The sequence below is a fragment of the Candidatus Nitrosocosmicus sp. T genome (assembly GCF_054408485.1).
The window spans coordinates 233,782-249,699 of the sequence record NZ_CP166992.1 but is presented as its reverse complement, the minus strand read 5'-3'; the positions used below and the strand labels follow the sequence as shown (position 1 = coordinate 249,699).

Genomic DNA, 15,918 nt, shown 5'->3' with positions numbered 1-15,918 from the left:
AATATACTGTTTCTCATCAGAAGTTCCATTTTGATCTGATCCGATATCTCTATTAAATATAATTGCTATTCAAAAGTATGTTTAGCATTTAACGAAGACATGTTAATAATCCAAAACATCTCTTGAGCAGATATTCCACTTTCCGTATTCGTCGATCTCATCCCATATCTTGTTTCAACTTTGCAAGCAAGTCTATCGCATCCACGGAAAATTTGGTTATCCAACGGGCATGTAATTCTTTGATAGGTAGAAGATTGATGTAGTTCCATCGGTATTTTCCAATATGCTTAACTATGATCAAATCAGCCTTTTCTAAGACATTCAAATGTTGCATTACCGTACATCGGTCCATTTCTTTTAAGATTAGACACAATTCCATGGTGGTGTGTGGTTTACCCTTGATTAAATCGAGAATTTTACGTCTACCAGTGTGACCAAGTGCCTTAAGTATACAATCATACTCACTCTCAGAATACATGTTACCTTTATATAACATATACCACTAATAAACCTTATAAAGGTGTATAACCGTGGATTTAAAATTTAGTGTACAAGCCAAGATAAAAAAGCCTGTAGAAGAGGTATTTGACGCAGTCTATAATCCAAAGAAACTAAGCAAATATTTTACCACAGGTGGTGCAAGTGGACCACTCGAGGAAGGAAAAGAGGTTATGTGGGATTTTCATGACTATCCTGGTGCTTTTTCAGTATACGTAAAACAGACAATCAAAAACCAGAAAATCGTTTTTGAATGGGCCAGTGCGGTAGAATCTAATCGCTTAACAGTTAAGATGGACTTTGAACGTCTTGGAGATGGTATTACGTTAGTAAAGATTTCAGAGTCAGGATGGATAAGTGAAGACCAGCCCTCGCTAGATGAATCATATAGTAACTGCCAAGGTTGGACTCAGATGATTTGCTGCTTAAAGGTATATCTAGAATATAATAAGAATTTAAGAGAATTTTTTTATTAACATTTATTGAGTTTCCATAAAAAGTAGTACTTCCTATTCTTCTGATTTAGGCCAAAAACAAAAAAATTACAAGTGATATAAATCAGATATCCTTAATTTGAACACTAGTAAAATGCCAAGCTTATCGGTATTTATTTGATACAAAGACAATTATACTCATAAAACAGTCGTTAGTTTTATAAGAACAGAACCTTGACCTCATTTTAACTCGACTAACATACATATTACCAATGCTAGCGTAATTATCAGCTTCATTAATAAAAGTAAATAATATCCCAATAGCGAGAAGGATTCAGAAGATAGATTCCAGTCATCATAAAAATTGTGATTATAGAAAGTATTATGATCTTTGTAGTATCGATAAAAGTAGAAATATGGTTTTTTAATTATTGAAAATTCGATGTAATCAATTCCCTATTCCTGAGATAGACTGATTCTCAAAATGATTGTTTATATTCTCAGGGTCAAAGTAAATGTCAATTTTTTCCTGTGAGAGAGCAATTATTGTTGGTTCATTTGTAACTGGACCATCCCTCATGGTTATAGTTGAGGTGCCGTTAAGATGAATCGTTTGGTTTTCAATAACTGGTGATCCTACTAATTTGAAATCACCTATCTCATGTTCGTGTCCTGCACTTCCATTTGGTTTGACCATATCTATAATGGCAGTAAAGCCGGGAGATGAGGAATTTATTCCCGTCAATGACCAGTTACCTGAATTCAGCCAGGTTATGTTTCCTGAAGAATCGGTCTGAGTATGATTGAATACACCGGTTTTATTATCGCCCAACTGTCCGTATGTAACAGAAGAAGCAATGGTAGCCAAGACAAATATTCCTGCTACTAAGAAAATAGTAGAACTAAACGAAAAAATAATTCTTCTTTTATGTTTTGTTGCAATAAAATTCTTATCAAAATCCATTTTTAATATTAGTACCTACTAATATAAATTTCTTGTCTACTTTCTTATCTACCTAGTTACTACATATTAGTATTATGATTATCAAAATTAGATATTAAATAATACTATCGTAATCAAAAAAAATTTTCTACCCAATAGGTCAGCAATTGGATCTACAATTACTAAAAGCCCTTCTTCAATGTCAAGGTTTTCTGTATGTCAATACATTGAAAAATATTATGGCATGATGAAACTTATGAATAAAAACAAGTCAAGTGATTGAATGATGTACTTTGTTTAATCCATTCATCTATTTATCTAGAGTGATTCTGCCAATCTCATTAGTAAGCACAAAAGGATCAAGAGAATAAAAGTACAAACCAAACCACGATCCATTGCCAATAGTTTTCACTATACTTTTTGTACCTTATTCATTTTTATACTATATTTTCCGTATTATAAAAATGAGGGAAGTTAATCACAAAGTATATTCGATTGTTCCAGATTTGATTAATACGATGATATTACCAACAGATCGAATGACTCAAGAAACTTCGGATCGCTTTCATAATTCGATCGATTTGTCATGTAGTAACAAACATATTATGATATTTGCATCACAATATAATGTGAGTACAATGGATTCATCTCACTTTACGAATTCACCCTATCGATTCTCTATTATACATATATGGAATTTGATCGGGATATCTTTAAAGAGGTTTAATATGTGCTTAAAAGATTGCACGTTTGCTAATTAAGGGCTATCAATAAATGTCTACAATTAAAGATGATAATTACAATGCAAAAAAAAATTTTAACATCTCAACCGATAGTATTTATTTGAATGAAAACATTGTGTCAGTCAAAGGATTAAGAAAATCCTTTAAAAATCTGACTGTGCTAGACGGGATTGACTTTAATATTAAAAAAGGCACTATTCTTGCTTTACTGGGACCAAATGGAGCTGGAAAAACAACAACAATACATATTTTGAGTACATTACTTTTGCCTGATAAGGGCATTGCTCGGATTAGCGGTTTTGACGTGGTTAAGGAAGTAGACAAAGTACGTGGTTTAATTGGCTTGACTGGTCAATATGCAGCTTTAGATGAATACCTAACAGGAAGGGAAAATCTGCAAATGATAGGTCGTTTATATCGTTTAAGTCGCCAAGACATCAAACAACGGACAGAAGAATTACTTGAGTTATTTGATCTGGTGGATGCAGCTAATCGGGCGGTCAAGACTTATTCGGGTGGCATGCGCCGTCGTTTAGACCTTGCTGTTAGTTTGATTGCGTCTCCACCGATTATTTTTTTAGATGAACCTACTACAGGCCTCGATCCAAGAAGTCGGTTAATTATGTGGGACACTATTAAACAGTTAGCTGAAAGTGGTACAACAATACTTCTAACCACTCAAGATATGGACGAAGCTGATCATTTGGCAAGTAGAATCGTGGTTCTTAACGGTGGCAAAATTATAGCCGAGGGCACTTCAGACGAACTAAAACAACAGGTGGGTTCCGAACGATTAGAGATAACCTTTATCAATACCGGCTATTTTGAAAAAGCTAAAGAAATTATCCAGGTAGGAAAATTTCACGCAGATAACAAGATGCGTACCATAAGTTTCGTCACTACAGGTGGAGTCCATCAACTAAGACAGGTTCTTAGTCAACTAGAGGAAGAAAATATAGAGGTAGAAAATGTATCTTTTCATGGTCCTACTCTAGATGATGTTTTCCTCATTCTTACTGGTCATTCAACAGAGCATTCAAATATAGAAGAAAGGGAAAAAGAGGTCTTTAAGCAATGACCAGACCATCCTTTAGAACCAATATCAAACCAGAAAATCGCTCAAGATTCTATTGGATGATCAGTGATTCTTTTGTACTGGCACAGCGAAGCATCAAACATATTACAAGGAATTTAGATCAACTCTTTTCAGTCGCTCTATTTCCCATCATGTTTTTCTTGTTGTTTCGGTACGTATTTGGAGGTGCCATAGATACGGGTGATATGAGCTATGTCAACTTTTTGGTTGCAGGTATCTTTGTCCAAATGCTTGCTTTTGGTGCGAACTATACAACTATGAATTTAGCCATCGATCTTCAAAGAGGCATAGTTAATAGGTTCCGATCCCTTCCCATATCACGATCTGCTTTACTAATAGGTCATGTCGGAGCGGATCTGGTCAGAAACATGATTTCAGGTCTAATTGTGATTGGGGTTAGTTTTCTGGTAGGATTTCATCCAGTGGCTAGCGTTACTGATTGGATATCGATATTTGGTATAGCCATCCTTTTTTCTTTAGCTATCTCTTGGATATCAGCCATTATGGGCCTAATCGTAAAGAGTATCGAAGCTGCCCAGTGGACTGGTTTTATCGTTATTTTTCCACTTACCTTTGTGAGTAGTGCTTTCGTACCTACCGATACCATGCCAGGTCCGTTAAGATTCTTTGCTGAAAATCAGCCTCTTACACATGTGATAGAAGCAATTCGTTCTTGGTTAGTTGGGACACCAATAGGTGATTCGGGATGGCTTGCGTTTGTCTGGTGTACGGGTATAATCGTGATTGCAATGCCTGTGGCAACATGGTTGTTTAAGCGTCAGACGTTAAGATAAAAAGAAATCATATTACAAAGTAATCCAAAAATTTGAGCTAAATAACAATCATAAAAAAAACTAAGATAAGTAAACTCAACTCATAAAAAATCCAATTATATATTAATAGAATCCATAGATTTATCTTGACTATCATAAATAGATAAAATCAACCTTATCAGACTCTATAATGAGGTATATAACAAATATGATGATAGTCTATGAAATAAGTATTTAAGCGGATCAACCAATATGTTATGCATGGAATTGAGGAAAGAATTATCCATTAATGAAATAAAACTTATGTCTGGGAAAATTTCTGCATCAACTCTCATAAAATTATCTACCCATCTAAGTAATGGATTGAATCTAAATTGCAAATAACAACGCTATTGTTACCACAATGTGAAACTAGTAACTGCAATAATATTCAGGGCTCTATGGAACTTCTCCACATAGATCAGAAGATTCAAGATCAGACAACTAATTCAAAAATATATGATAATTACTTTTCAATATATTCAAATCAGAATACGGGCTATCCCGTAGATAATGATAAGCTTACGATAGCTATCAATGATGTTCATAACAACGATAAGAAAATTCTTTTATTGCTGCGTAAAGAAATGTGGTCAACATATTCATTTAAAGCTCTCGAGAGAAAGCTTGAAATTCACCAACAAAGTCTGTCAAGGGCTTTAAAAAGGCTTTTGGACTTGAACCTAATTGAAAAAACATCATCAGGATACAAGTTAGTTGAAAGAAATGCCTATAACTTGAATCCAATATTGGATGATAATCTTTTAAATGAAGAGCCAGAAATAATTAAATCAAAAAAAATTAGAAAATACAAGCAGTTAGTCCAGATCTACATGCCTGTAAAGGGTAACATGGAAGCCATAGTGGATCATTTAACCGGGAAATGGTTCGGTAATTTAAGATGGTTTGGCCTGATAACAAAGGAAACAGGATTTAGACTTCAATGGATAGTGGTAGATAGATACAGTAACAATAAAATATTTCAGATTAATGTTAGTATTTTATCAGAATATGTTATTGTAGAGTCCGATGCCGTTTCGGATAATGAGAAAGTTGAAGCTATGTATTACTCAAACAGGATAATTGAGGAGATAATAAAAGTTCTGCAGGAGAACTTACATGAAGAATCCATACCAGAAAAGGAATTCACCCCTATTTATACGGATATAAAATTTTCGCACAATCGGAATAAATGATAGAATGTTAAACTTATTCTATCATGATTTCACCTAAACAGGGAATTAAAAATATGGTAAGATGCAGGATATCTATCAATCTATCAATCTATCAATCTATCAATCTATCAATCTATCAATCTATTTTTCCGCGCATATATGGAACTATAATATTTAGAATAAAATAGTAAAAAAGTTGTTGTGCTTGTGAATTATTGTTGTCACACCACACTATGATAAGTTTAATGATAAGTTGTTATCTCAGCATGTTAGAGTTACGTGCTTATTTTTGTAAATCCTTTTAACGTAACTATCCCCGACTCAACCACCGGTTTTTCTCCAATTGCTTTTTCTATCGCCTCATTTGACAATTTCAATGCCTGTTCAATGTTCATATTTGTGTCATACCCTTTGTGAAGGACATCTAATGCCAAATCGGAGGAGTAACCTATCGCAAACCCACCTCCCTTTAAATAAGTTCCACTGGGGTCAACCCGATACAAATGTATGCCATTTTCATCTACTCCAGCAATGATTATTGAGGCCGCTTGAGGTCTTACAGCATAAATAGTGTAATTGTGTAAATAAGTACTTAGATGTTTTGTGATGGATCTTATATCTATAGCGCTATCGTATGAAATGTGATGTTTCTGTGCTTGTAACCTTATTTCTTCGATTAGATGTTCTATATCTGCTATATATCCTGCTCCCGTTGCTCCAATGTGATTATCAATGACAAATATTTTTTCATTTGGATCGACTAACGGCAAAGTAGGCTTTATATGACTTGAAATTAAAGCAAATTCCGGTGTTTTTAATCCAATAGTTGTTGAACCCTTATTTACCGCTTCTAAAGCATTATCTACTAATACCAGCCGACCACCTTGTCCATAGTAGGATGGATATCTACTGTTGTTTCCAAAACTATAAGGAGAACCTATAGAATTATTATCTTCAGACATTTTGTGTTATTCTCCTATCCTCATATTATAACCTGATCGGCTGTTACCAATTTAGGTATGACTAAAACATCAATTCCATTGCCAGAACCTGGATCCCGCTCCATTGCCGCTGAGACGGCTTTTTTAGCAATTTCCTTCGCTTCGTCGTTTGTAATATCAAGACGGTAAAGACTTTCAAGCACTCCATAAGCTATGGGTGCTCCCGAACCTGATGCAGCATAATCTTCATTTGTAATCGCACCACTCATATCGGCAACATTTACATGCGATCCGCTAGCATCTACTCCTGCCACTAGTAACTCTACATAATATGGTTGGTAGTTCTTCATACCCGAGTAGGCTAGATTTGCGATTAGTCTCGAGGATTCCTTTACACTTAATGGAAATCCTCTTCGTAGTTCTATCAATTTTCTCTCAGCTGCGGTAACTTTGATTAAATGTTCCGCATCAGATAGTTGTCCTGCAATAGCAATTGCGAGTGTATTATCTATTTTGGAAATTTTTTGTACTATTTTAGATCCTATAAAGAAGCCCTTGCTGGCTCGTTTATCGGACGCAAGTACTACTCCTTCGGTTGTTTTAATTCCTATTATAGTAGTCATTTATTATAATATTATAGATTATGGTCGAATTTATTGACCAAGTTTAGTTCATATTAGTCACATTTTTAGTTTATTTATTGTAAAGACTTGCTTAAAACCTGAGAAAGAAATTAGGGTTTATCTCACGCCACATATCCAGAAGATGATCAATAAAGTTTATCAATAAATGTTAAAGCCTTTAACTAGGATTCAGTAATTTATCTATCAGACTCAACTATCAACAAACAAAAATATCTTTTTATGATAGACTAAGGAACACAAAGCGTAGAAGTTATCAGATAAGATACCAATACCACTACTAAATATAACGAAAACCTTCAAATAATAAATATTTCAGAACAGTGAAAAAAAGTTAAGGTAATAGGGTAGGTAGGATATTTAACACATTCTACCTGGTTTACAATTACTGGGATCAAAGATATGATGTTTTTCGGTCCAACTCTGGTGGTGACTATGATGATCTGAATGATGAGGATGAGTATGGGTCACGGTATGGGTATGATCTTTGTGAGTAAAGAAGTGAGTGTGTTCATCTAAATATTGACCGTTGTTATCTGTTGTAATTTTACCTAGAATATCAGAAAGCTCCCCTATTATTGCAGTTAATTGAGTGGTTGAGACTGTTGAATTATCACTAGATACAGTATTTTGGGCTTGGGTTAAATTTTCGATCAATTGAGCAAGTACCTGGCTATTTTCTTGATTATTAGTTTGAGCAGAGGCTTCATTGTTTAACATCCATCCTCCAAAAGATATGCCAAAAGTTATAAAAAGCACAGATATGATTGCTGAATTCAGGAAGATAATTTTCTTCATTTTAATTTAAATATTATATGGGTCGTATTTAAAGAAAATTACGATTATTGTATCAAATAGATATATGTATATAATAATTCAAATGATTCTATATTTGTAAAAAGGTTATATAAATAGACACGGAATTTTTAAAAGTTAAACATTCTAAGGTTCGTTTTTCACCAAATAGCATCATGATTAATAGTATTATAAAATCCTTAAAATCAACATACTCAATTGTTAGACATCCTCCCTCGGTTAGGCCTCTAAGTTTAAAACTCTAAATGGGTATATACTATTAGCAATGAATTAACATTGTCTGATTAGGTGTCTAAACATTTTTTTAAAGAAATAAAGGTGTGTCTCTTGAGACACAAAACTACCTATAATTAACCAATTATATTCTATGTATGTATGAATATCTTTATAAAGATTTGACGAAATTTGTCCTGAAAAATAAGTTGCAACTAAATATGGCAAACTATTTATTTTTATTTAGATGGCGTGTTGCGTGATCCTTCAACATCTTTGGCTTTGAAACCCCTACTTGTCGATTTGTTAAGTTAGAAGAGTACAGGAGACAGGACTGTAACCTTCCGGTCGTATTGATAACATACATTAACTTGTAAATTTGTCACATAGAATGACATATAGAAAGGTCATTGCATATTTTTTTAGTCATTTGTCTTAAATTCCAAGTGTGGACCAATCTTGACCTCACATTTTATTACTCTTCCTAAAGTAAGGTCGGGTAAAAGATAATCCATTATAATATTTCATCAAAAATTAAATATCAAAAACTTTTTTAATACGTTCAAAGTATATTTTGTTACAGTCGTCCATAGTCAATTACTTCCATTAAGGTCTTACAAATTCTACCTGTAAGACCTTATTTCTCTAATATAACTAGATTGCGAAGGCAAAGCAGAGTCGAAATCTGGTACCAACACCAAAGCTGAAGGTAATGAATAAAATTCCGGGTCTTGTTCTAGAAAGTTTACCTTTGTAATTTCTATCAAACTGGTTGATCACCATGACTTTACAATAAGCAATGTCCTTGAGTGAGGACCTGCCGACCCGCTCTTTTGGAGCCAACAGACGGCTACTTCTGCCATTGTGGCTTTTGAGTCTCCTTCACTCCGCGATTGTGTATATCCCGATGGTATGCAGGTGCAGCCGTCCGGTCCGATTTGGCAGATTTGGGTGTTTGTATCCAATAGCAGATACAAATTGCAGAATTGATTAGACAACATGTATAACAAATGAGGTTTGTCCAAACAACAAGATTGGAATTATTCCTACTCTTATTTCGCAACAACAAAATAGATATCATCTGACGAATTTTGACCTTCTAAACATGCAAATATCAGGCAATTATTGATAAAGCCATATTTTGTCCAACTATTGATGATAAAAATTCCAAAATAAATATTTGTATAGAAAAATATGGGATAAATCCGTAAGAGTAGAAAGATAAGCCCCCGCTTTTATAGGATGTTAATAATCTAAATTTAATGAATATTAATAAAAAAGTAACTGTTACCATGGTCATAGCGATAGCATCATTATTTGCTGCATCTGGTATAACAAGTAGTGCCACATTTGCCCAATCCAATGGTGAAGATGATGAAACAGGAACAAACAATTATGAAGAATTTGTTAGTTGTCTAGCTCAATCAGAAGGCGACAAAGGATATGCATCTGAAAGCGAAATAAGAGACTGTTTTAGACCAATTTATGACCCAGAGGCAGACACTAGCTCAGCTTCCAGTGATAATGCTGATGATAGCAACACCAATGTTGATGACAGCAATGACATTGCCCCAAACTCAAATACCAATTCAAATAACTAGATAGCACAATATTGAGTGTCGGTTTACAAAAATATTCGTAATAACATATTGAAAACAACAACCAAAGATAAAGAACTCGTTACCATGTCATTCACTTAGTAAGTGACTGAATGACATGATGATTTTATTTAGCACATCACAAGGATCAGAAAAGAAGTGTTAGAATCGTCTATTGCAATAGCAGAATGTTAACTTTAAGAAATAATAGTACCACAAGATTATTATCTATTTAACAATAAGTAATATATCATATTGTTTTCCTTTTGCTTTCATTGTATTATAAATGGAATTCTTTATGACTGAGAACTAAAAAAGGGGAGTATATTTGCTTGATAATTAGAGCCATTAGGTCACATGTTAACGATATTTAGGATATTACCATCGGGATCTTTAAACCATGCAACTTTCATATCACCATCAAAATGAATATCATCTTTTAGTGTTGTATTAGGCATATTATAATGTTCAAACTGTATGCCTTTAGATTTAAGTTCCTTTACCAGGATCTCTATATCTTCACCTACTACCCAAGTGGCGCTAGTGGCTTTATTAGTTCCAGCGTACTGTGATTGATATACTATTACGGTAGTGTTACCACACTTATACACTACTACTTCATCTCCGACAGAGTCTATTTTCTCTAATCCCAAAATATTCTCATAAAACTTTCTAGAAATTTCTAGATTCTTTACAGCTATATTTGCTAACGCATTATTATTACTTAACACAATAATTTACCCCATTATGAATTAGACATGTCAACATTCCTATAAAAATACAGGCTTAAAAGAAAGTCGGGTAGTAATTGTTTTTGATCATGAATCAATTGTTTCATAGGTGAGTATACTCTACATGTTATAAAAATGAGTATGGGACTGAAAGTATAGTTAGTTATTTCAATGAGAAAGAGTCAGGTGAGAAATCAAAGGAGATCCATATTTTCAACTTCCTTCTTCTGACTCTTCATCTGACTCTTCATCTGAGGAATCTTCTGACGCAGGTGAAAAAGTACCGGGCTGATTCACCAATACTTCGCCAACCATAGTTGGATGATAAATGCAATAGTAATCAAATTCACCAGCCTCAATAAATTTCAAACTGTAGGATTGATTTGGAATTATAGCATCAGAATCAAATAAAGTCCCTTCATCTAAGTTACCATCCTGTCCGGAGGTTACTGTATGAGATACTGTATCTCCGTTGTACCATGTTACTGTTTGACCTATATCAATTTCAAGTGGATTTGGTGAATAGGAATCACTACCATCTATTCCCAGAATAACTGCAGGAACGGACTGAGATGTTATAGTGCCATTTCGAGCAGTAGAGTTCAGAGGGGAGCTTGGAGGGGAGCTTGGAGGGGAGCTTGGAATAATGCTATCAGCTATGGGCAATATTCGATAAATTGACCCAGTGTAGCTTAATATATACAAGTAACCATCTGGACCCACCTGAATATCAGTTATTCCCCCGAAACCTTGCCCAAAGACTAAAGGTTGATTCTCTTTAGGATCGTCTATTTCATTATCTTCTAATAATTCTACATTACCAACATAAGTATCATTTATAAATATAGAATCACGTTCCTCATTCAAAGTAAATCTATATAATAAACCATTGTTGATATCACCTACAAACATATTATTTGCAAATTGATCTCCAAGTTTAAATGAATTTAAAAATTTAAGGGCTGTTACACCGACAGGCAGCGTCCACACAAACTTTGGATCGGCATATTGGCTTTTTCCAAAATATACCAAATCTGCTTCTGTGGTAGCATGTTCTAGTATGTCCTCATCTACAAAGCCTTGGACTTGAAACCAACCACTATTAAATCCAGGAAAAACAAGATTTATTTCGTCGCCCGCTACTGGTCCATTCTCGGTATCCCATAAATTCCCTGTCAATGGGTCAAAATCCATACCAAAACTATTTCGAATACCCATGGCATAATAGACGTTAAGTGGCAACCCTGCACCAAATATTGGATCGCCAGGATCCACAATGCCACCCTCTTGAGTAATTCGAAGTACGCCTCCAAGACCATTCGGGGCGGGCCCATCAAATATATTTTGGGCCTGGGTTCTATGACCCCCTACTTCTCCTACCATATAGTAGACATTGTTATCTGGACCAATTCGAATTTTACCGCCATTATGCTCGCCCCTACCATTGGGCGGAATAGCAGTTAAATCAAATAGAAGGACAGGATTTATCAATCTACCATCAACAAATTCATAGCGATATAGTCTATTTCCTAATGGATCAATAAGCGCATCAACATCACTTTTATCTACACCATTGCCTGATTCAGTATAAGATAGGAAAACATAAGTTTTTCCATCAGGTTGTTTTGAAATGGCAATTCCTAACAAGCCGCGTTCTATTGCAGTTGCTACAGGTACATCAAGTACAGGTTGAGGCATCACAAAACCATTTACAACTCGCATCACCTTACCTGTAGCTTTCTCAGTGACTAGAATATCGTTAGGACCCAAAAACGCCATACTGGTAGGAAAGTCCAATCCATCAGTTACTTTTTCAACCGTCAGGGTATCATCGTTGACTGTGGGTCCACTAGGGGACAGAGGCGCCTTAGCATAAGCTCCATAAGAAACCTGAATATAGGAAGAAGTTACGGTAGAAAGTAAAATCATAGATATAGCGAAAAAGCAAATCAATAGTTTTAGTCCATTAAACATAAGTTAGTCTATGAATATAGAGAAATATTTTAAATTAATTAAGGTTTCGTAAGAATGCATCACATTGTTGTTTATGGCTATAGAGTTATTTCAAGGATAATCATAAAAATACCAATATCATAACCATGAGTATTGCTGAAACCTCAAGGATAAAAGGGATTAGCAGTTAAATCCATAGTGTTTAGTTATGAATGTATGGTCTATCCAACACATAGCAATGAGTAAAAAACCGTTTATTTCTTACCCTTATAGTTATACCCTCTTTTAATTTTTGCTATTAGTAATCCATTCACCAAAATAGGTTTCTATGGCTAACTTTGATACAACTATTTGAAAGGTTTCAATCAACTAGATTCAGTCTTGATTCAAATAATAGATCTCATTTTGATCTGAAACAGTCAATCCAGTATGTGGACCTCCTCCTATAGCAAATATCCTGTCATCATATGAGGCGACGCCCAACCCATGTCGAGCGGTTGGCATAGGAAGTTCTTTACTCCAAGTATCAGTATCCGGATCATAACGTTCATTTTTATCAAACGTTCCTTGGTTTTGTTCTCCACCCAATACATAAATGGATCCATTTACTGCGGTGGCTGCAATACCACTTCTTTTTGACGGCATTGGTTCAAGATCTGTAATCCACTGATCTAAAACAGTATCATATTTCTCGTTTACATCTACGTTTACTAGAGAACCACTAAGTCTACCCCCCATCACATAAATATTACCATCAACTACTGCAGAAGCAGCATGATGTCTAGCTGTAGGCATGGAAGATAGGGTCACCCATTCATTGGTATTCGGATCATACCCTTCTACAACTACATGAGAATGATCGTAACTATCTCCACCAATTACATACAATATTCCATTAACGAAATTTGCATTTGGTGACCCTCGTGGCGTAGACATAGGGGCACCCAAGGTCCAATTATTGGTATCTGGATCATAAATGAATAGGTTGTTACTAGGGATCCAATCGCCGGTATATCCTCCGATCACATAAATTTGATCGCCATAAACATCTGCTGTAGCATGGTGAAGAGGCAAAGGAAGCGACTTGATGTTTTGAGTCCAGGTATTATCAGTGGAATTGTACATCTCTATGATATCTGTAATTTTACCGTCTGAAGTAAAACCGCCTATTATATATACTTCCGTATCCAAATTGGCTGCAGTAACCTCAGTTCTCGCATTTGGCATATCCGCACCCTCCATCCAAATATCTGCGCCAGATGGATTCTGTGTTGCAAAGGAGAGATGGGACACATAAAACAAGAAAACTACGGAGGAAAAGATCAACAAGATATAAACAGAAAATATTATAGGGGAAAGAAAATTTTTCATATTTATAATCTAATCATAATAAATATAAGATTGATGGCAATCCTCAAATATGATAACATCATATTCTTGAGAATCAGAAGCGCAAAGAAACTTAGAAATCGATGGATCAATTCAACAGTATTCATTAACTTCAAGAACAAAAATATAATCTATTTCAATTTTCTCAACTATTTCCATGATAACCGAAACTAAACAAGAAGATGTAGCGATACATTTTCATGGTCTAAATTTTGAATTTGCTCAGTAGGGAAATATTGTAACACTCCAAAACATCTAATGTAGTTTTTCTAATGATACAGTCAATTATCTAATATCACTTTTGAATAACGTTAATAATCTTGATAAGATTTCAGATAATATATTAAAACCGTGATGCAAAATATATAAAAATCGATCAAGAAAAGAGAACTTTATTTAGTGATAATTGTTAGATCAGAATTCTCACCGAGATTAAAATCAGGATTAGGATTAATCGAACAGACTGGATCAATAGATCAATAGACTAGATAAAACCTAAATCATTTTGAAAAGATCATTTCAATGGCAAAAGTTAAATACTTATACTCCAAAGAAACGGCTAATGAATATATAGATATATCATATTATTAAATAATCATGTACATACGCATTAGGACAGATGAGGTTAGATTTTCCACCAAAATATACAGAAACCATAGGATCTGTGAAGATTCACTCACTTCAAAAAGTATACGAAATAGATTCTGGGCACACTCATGGTACCACTTTGCAGAACTTTAACAGTACGACCATGGCATTTGATAATAACACATTATCAAAGATATTCAAGCACATGGCAGTAGTGATTCCAGTTAAGGATGAAAAATTAAGTCTTTTGGAAGGTGTTTTAAGCGGTATTCCAAACGAATGTTTGATAATTATAGTATCAAATAGTCGACGAAATCCCTTTGATAGATATGCTATGGAAGTAGAAATGGTTAAACAATATTCTTTGTTTTCAAATAAAAGGATCATCACAATACATCAAACGGATCCTAACCTCAGTAGAATTTTTCATAAAGTAAACTATACATCAATTTTGGATCATAATAACCAAGTTAGACAAGGCAAAGCTGAGGGGATGATAATTGGAATTTTGTTATCAAAGATGTGTAAGAAAGATTATGTAGGATTTGTTGATAGCGATAATTATTTTCCGGGAGCCATAAATGAATATATTAAGATTTTTGCATCGGGTTTTGCCATGTCGAAATCTCCTTTTTGTAATGTCAGAATATGTTGGAACTCCAAGCCAAAAATAGTTAACAACAAAGTATATTTCCCGAAATGGGGAAGAATATCTGAATACAGTAACAAATATCTAAATGACTTGATCTCATATATTACAGGATATGAGAGAGATATCATTACTACTGGAAACGCTGGAGAACATTCACTTTCAATGTCGCTTGCCGAAAACTTAAATTTCTCTAGCGGATATTCCGTAGAACCATATGAACTAATAAATATTTTAGAAAAATTTGGAGGTATTATATCCAATGAATTATCAGACATTGGACAGAATAATGTAGAAATATATCAAGTAGAAACAAGGAATCCACATTTTCATGAAGATAAAGGAAATGAACATATTCAAGGAATGCTTGAGGAGTCCCTGAATGTAATTAACAATAGTAAGATTTGTAATACTGAAATTACAACAGATATTAAAAATCATTTACTCATGTTACAGCAAAAAGAAAGTCTTGATACTAATACCAAATCAAATAATCAACTGGTCTTGATGGATCCGATTAAAACTATTGAGATAGATAAATTTCATGATCTTGTGGTTGATAGTCCCAGGTTGTTACAGCAATTTAACATGCATGAAAAATAGGATAATTCAGTTTTGTGAGGCAATTGAAGGATCAGATGGATATCTTCACGTTCTCTCTCATATCCACGGTAATCTCTATAGAATAGTTGCAAATT

At 34.3% G+C, this 15,918-nt stretch carries 16 protein-coding genes; 6 read left to right on the top strand and 10 right to left on the bottom strand.

The window, feature by feature from the left end; translation table 11 throughout:
- Positions 1 to 157: 157 nt before the first annotated feature.
- On the bottom strand, positions 158 to 478 hold the full coding sequence (locus AB0A59_RS01305; protein WP_458745775.1) for an ArsR/SmtB family transcription factor: 321 nt from the start codon (positions 476 to 478) through the stop codon (positions 158 to 160).
- Positions 479 to 530: 52 nt separating this feature from the next.
- On the opposite strand from AB0A59_RS01305, the gene AB0A59_RS01300 reads away from it, so the two are divergent.
- On the top strand, positions 531 to 974 hold the full coding sequence (locus tag AB0A59_RS01300; RefSeq protein ID WP_458745773.1) for an SRPBCC family protein: 444 nt from the start codon (positions 531 to 533) through the stop codon (positions 972 to 974).
- A 406-nt stretch (positions 975 to 1,380) separates the two neighbouring features.
- Here AB0A59_RS01300 and AB0A59_RS01295 read toward each other — a convergent pair whose 3' ends face one another.
- Positions 1,381 to 1,896, bottom strand: coding sequence for a hypothetical protein (locus tag AB0A59_RS01295; protein WP_458745771.1), 516 nt, complete (start codon positions 1,894 to 1,896; stop codon positions 1,381 to 1,383).
- A 753-nt stretch (positions 1,897 to 2,649) separates the two neighbouring features.
- Here AB0A59_RS01295 and AB0A59_RS01290 point away from each other — a divergent pair.
- The 3 genes from AB0A59_RS01290 (at position 2,650) to AB0A59_RS01280 (ending at position 5,722) form a co-directional block, all read left to right on the top strand.
- Complete coding sequence (locus tag AB0A59_RS01290) at positions 2,650 to 3,696, top strand: ATP-binding cassette domain-containing protein (RefSeq protein ID WP_458745770.1); 1,047 nt, start codon at positions 2,650 to 2,652, stop codon at positions 3,694 to 3,696.
- Positions 3,693 to 4,508, top strand: coding sequence for an ABC transporter permease (locus AB0A59_RS01285; protein WP_458745768.1), 816 nt, complete (start codon positions 3,693 to 3,695; stop codon positions 4,506 to 4,508). The genes AB0A59_RS01290 and AB0A59_RS01285 overlap by 4 nt, the downstream gene beginning before the upstream one ends.
- 353 nt (positions 4,509 to 4,861) lie before the next feature.
- Complete coding sequence (locus AB0A59_RS01280) at positions 4,862 to 5,722, top strand: MarR family transcriptional regulator (RefSeq protein ID WP_458745767.1); 861 nt, start codon at positions 4,862 to 4,864, stop codon at positions 5,720 to 5,722.
- Positions 5,723 to 5,976: 254 nt separating this feature from the next.
- On the opposite strand, the gene AB0A59_RS01275 is transcribed toward AB0A59_RS01280, so the two are convergent.
- The 5 genes from AB0A59_RS01275 to AB0A59_RS01255 all read right to left on the bottom strand — a co-directional run bounded on the left by AB0A59_RS01275 (position 5,977) and on the right by AB0A59_RS01255 (position 9,277).
- Positions 5,977 to 6,663 carry an Ntn hydrolase family protein gene (locus tag AB0A59_RS01275; protein WP_458745765.1) on the bottom strand — a complete coding sequence of 229 codons (687 nt, stop codon included), beginning with the start codon at positions 6,661 to 6,663 and terminating at the stop codon, positions 5,977 to 5,979.
- 20 nt (positions 6,664 to 6,683) lie between these two features.
- On the bottom strand, positions 6,684 to 7,265 hold the full coding sequence (locus tag AB0A59_RS01270; RefSeq protein ID WP_458745763.1) for an Ntn hydrolase family protein: 582 nt from the start codon (positions 7,263 to 7,265) through the stop codon (positions 6,684 to 6,686).
- A gap of 378 nt (positions 7,266 to 7,643) precedes the next feature.
- Positions 7,644 to 8,003 (bottom strand): hypothetical protein, encoded by a 360-nt coding sequence (locus AB0A59_RS01265; RefSeq protein ID WP_458745761.1) that lies wholly within the window; start codon positions 8,001 to 8,003, stop codon positions 7,644 to 7,646.
- A 932-nt stretch (positions 8,004 to 8,935) separates the two neighbouring features.
- Positions 8,936 to 9,079, bottom strand: a complete 144-nt coding sequence (locus tag AB0A59_RS01260) for a hypothetical protein (RefSeq protein ID WP_458745759.1) — start codon at positions 9,077 to 9,079, stop codon at positions 8,936 to 8,938.
- A 9-nt stretch (positions 9,080 to 9,088) separates the two neighbouring features.
- The gene (locus tag AB0A59_RS01255; protein WP_458745758.1) at positions 9,089 to 9,277 is read right to left on the bottom strand and encodes a hypothetical protein; all 189 of its coding nucleotides are present in this window, start codon (positions 9,275 to 9,277) and stop codon (positions 9,089 to 9,091) included.
- Positions 9,278 to 9,574: 297 nt separating this feature from the next.
- On the opposite strand from AB0A59_RS01255, the gene AB0A59_RS01250 reads away from it, so the two are divergent.
- On the top strand, positions 9,575 to 9,913 hold the full coding sequence (locus AB0A59_RS01250; protein WP_458745756.1) for a hypothetical protein: 339 nt from the start codon (positions 9,575 to 9,577) through the stop codon (positions 9,911 to 9,913).
- A 350-nt stretch (positions 9,914 to 10,263) separates the two neighbouring features.
- Here the strand turns inward: AB0A59_RS01250 and AB0A59_RS01245 are convergent, their stop codons facing one another.
- From AB0A59_RS01245 to AB0A59_RS01235, 3 genes are all read right to left on the bottom strand, one after another.
- Complete coding sequence (locus AB0A59_RS01245) at positions 10,264 to 10,641, bottom strand: VOC family protein (protein WP_458745754.1); 378 nt, start codon at positions 10,639 to 10,641, stop codon at positions 10,264 to 10,266.
- Between the two features lie 213 nt (positions 10,642 to 10,854).
- The gene (locus AB0A59_RS01240; RefSeq protein ID WP_458745752.1) at positions 10,855 to 12,594 is read right to left on the bottom strand and encodes a PQQ-dependent sugar dehydrogenase; all 1,740 of its coding nucleotides are present in this window, start codon (positions 12,592 to 12,594) and stop codon (positions 10,855 to 10,857) included.
- Positions 12,595 to 12,969: 375 nt separating this feature from the next.
- Entirely contained in the window at positions 12,970 to 13,965 is a 996-nt protein-coding gene (locus AB0A59_RS01235) for a Kelch repeat-containing protein (protein WP_458745750.1), read from the bottom strand.
- 637 nt (positions 13,966 to 14,602) lie between these two features.
- On the opposite strand from AB0A59_RS01235, the gene mpgS reads away from it, so the two are divergent.
- The gene (gene mpgS / locus AB0A59_RS01230; RefSeq protein ID WP_458745748.1) at positions 14,603 to 15,823 is read left to right on the top strand and encodes a mannosyl-3-phosphoglycerate synthase; all 1,221 of its coding nucleotides are present in this window, start codon (positions 14,603 to 14,605) and stop codon (positions 15,821 to 15,823) included.
- Positions 15,824 to 15,918: the final 95 nt, after the last annotated feature.

What these genes read in the sequence shown, in the direction of transcription:
- AB0A59_RS01305 (WP_458745775.1), bottom strand. Translation starts at nt 478, where the DNA reads ATGTATTCTGAGAGTGAGTATGATTGTATACTTAAGGCACTTGGTCAC.
- AB0A59_RS01295 (WP_458745771.1), bottom strand. Translation starts at nt 1,896, where the DNA reads ATGGATTTTGATAAGAATTTTATTGCAACAAAACATAAAAGAAGAATT.
- AB0A59_RS01290 (WP_458745770.1), top strand. Translation starts at nt 2,650, where the DNA reads ATGTCTACAATTAAAGATGATAATTACAATGCAAAAAAAAATTTTAAC.
- AB0A59_RS01285 (WP_458745768.1), top strand. Translation starts at nt 3,693, where the DNA reads ATGACCAGACCATCCTTTAGAACCAATATCAAACCAGAAAATCGCTCA.
- AB0A59_RS01275 (WP_458745765.1), bottom strand. Translation starts at nt 6,663, where the DNA reads ATGTCTGAAGATAATAATTCTATAGGTTCTCCTTATAGTTTTGGAAAC.
- AB0A59_RS01270 (WP_458745763.1), bottom strand. Translation starts at nt 7,265, where the DNA reads ATGACTACTATAATAGGAATTAAAACAACCGAAGGAGTAGTACTTGCG.
- AB0A59_RS01265 (WP_458745761.1), bottom strand. Translation starts at nt 8,003, where the DNA reads ATGTTAAACAATGAAGCCTCTGCTCAAACTAATAATCAAGAAAATAGC.
- AB0A59_RS01250 (WP_458745756.1), top strand. Translation starts at nt 9,575, where the DNA reads ATGAATATTAATAAAAAAGTAACTGTTACCATGGTCATAGCGATAGCA.
- AB0A59_RS01235 (WP_458745750.1), bottom strand. Translation starts at nt 13,965, where the DNA reads ATGAAAAATTTTCTTTCCCCTATAATATTTTCTGTTTATATCTTGTTG.
- mpgS (WP_458745748.1), top strand. Translation starts at nt 14,603, where the DNA reads ATGAGGTTAGATTTTCCACCAAAATATACAGAAACCATAGGATCTGTG.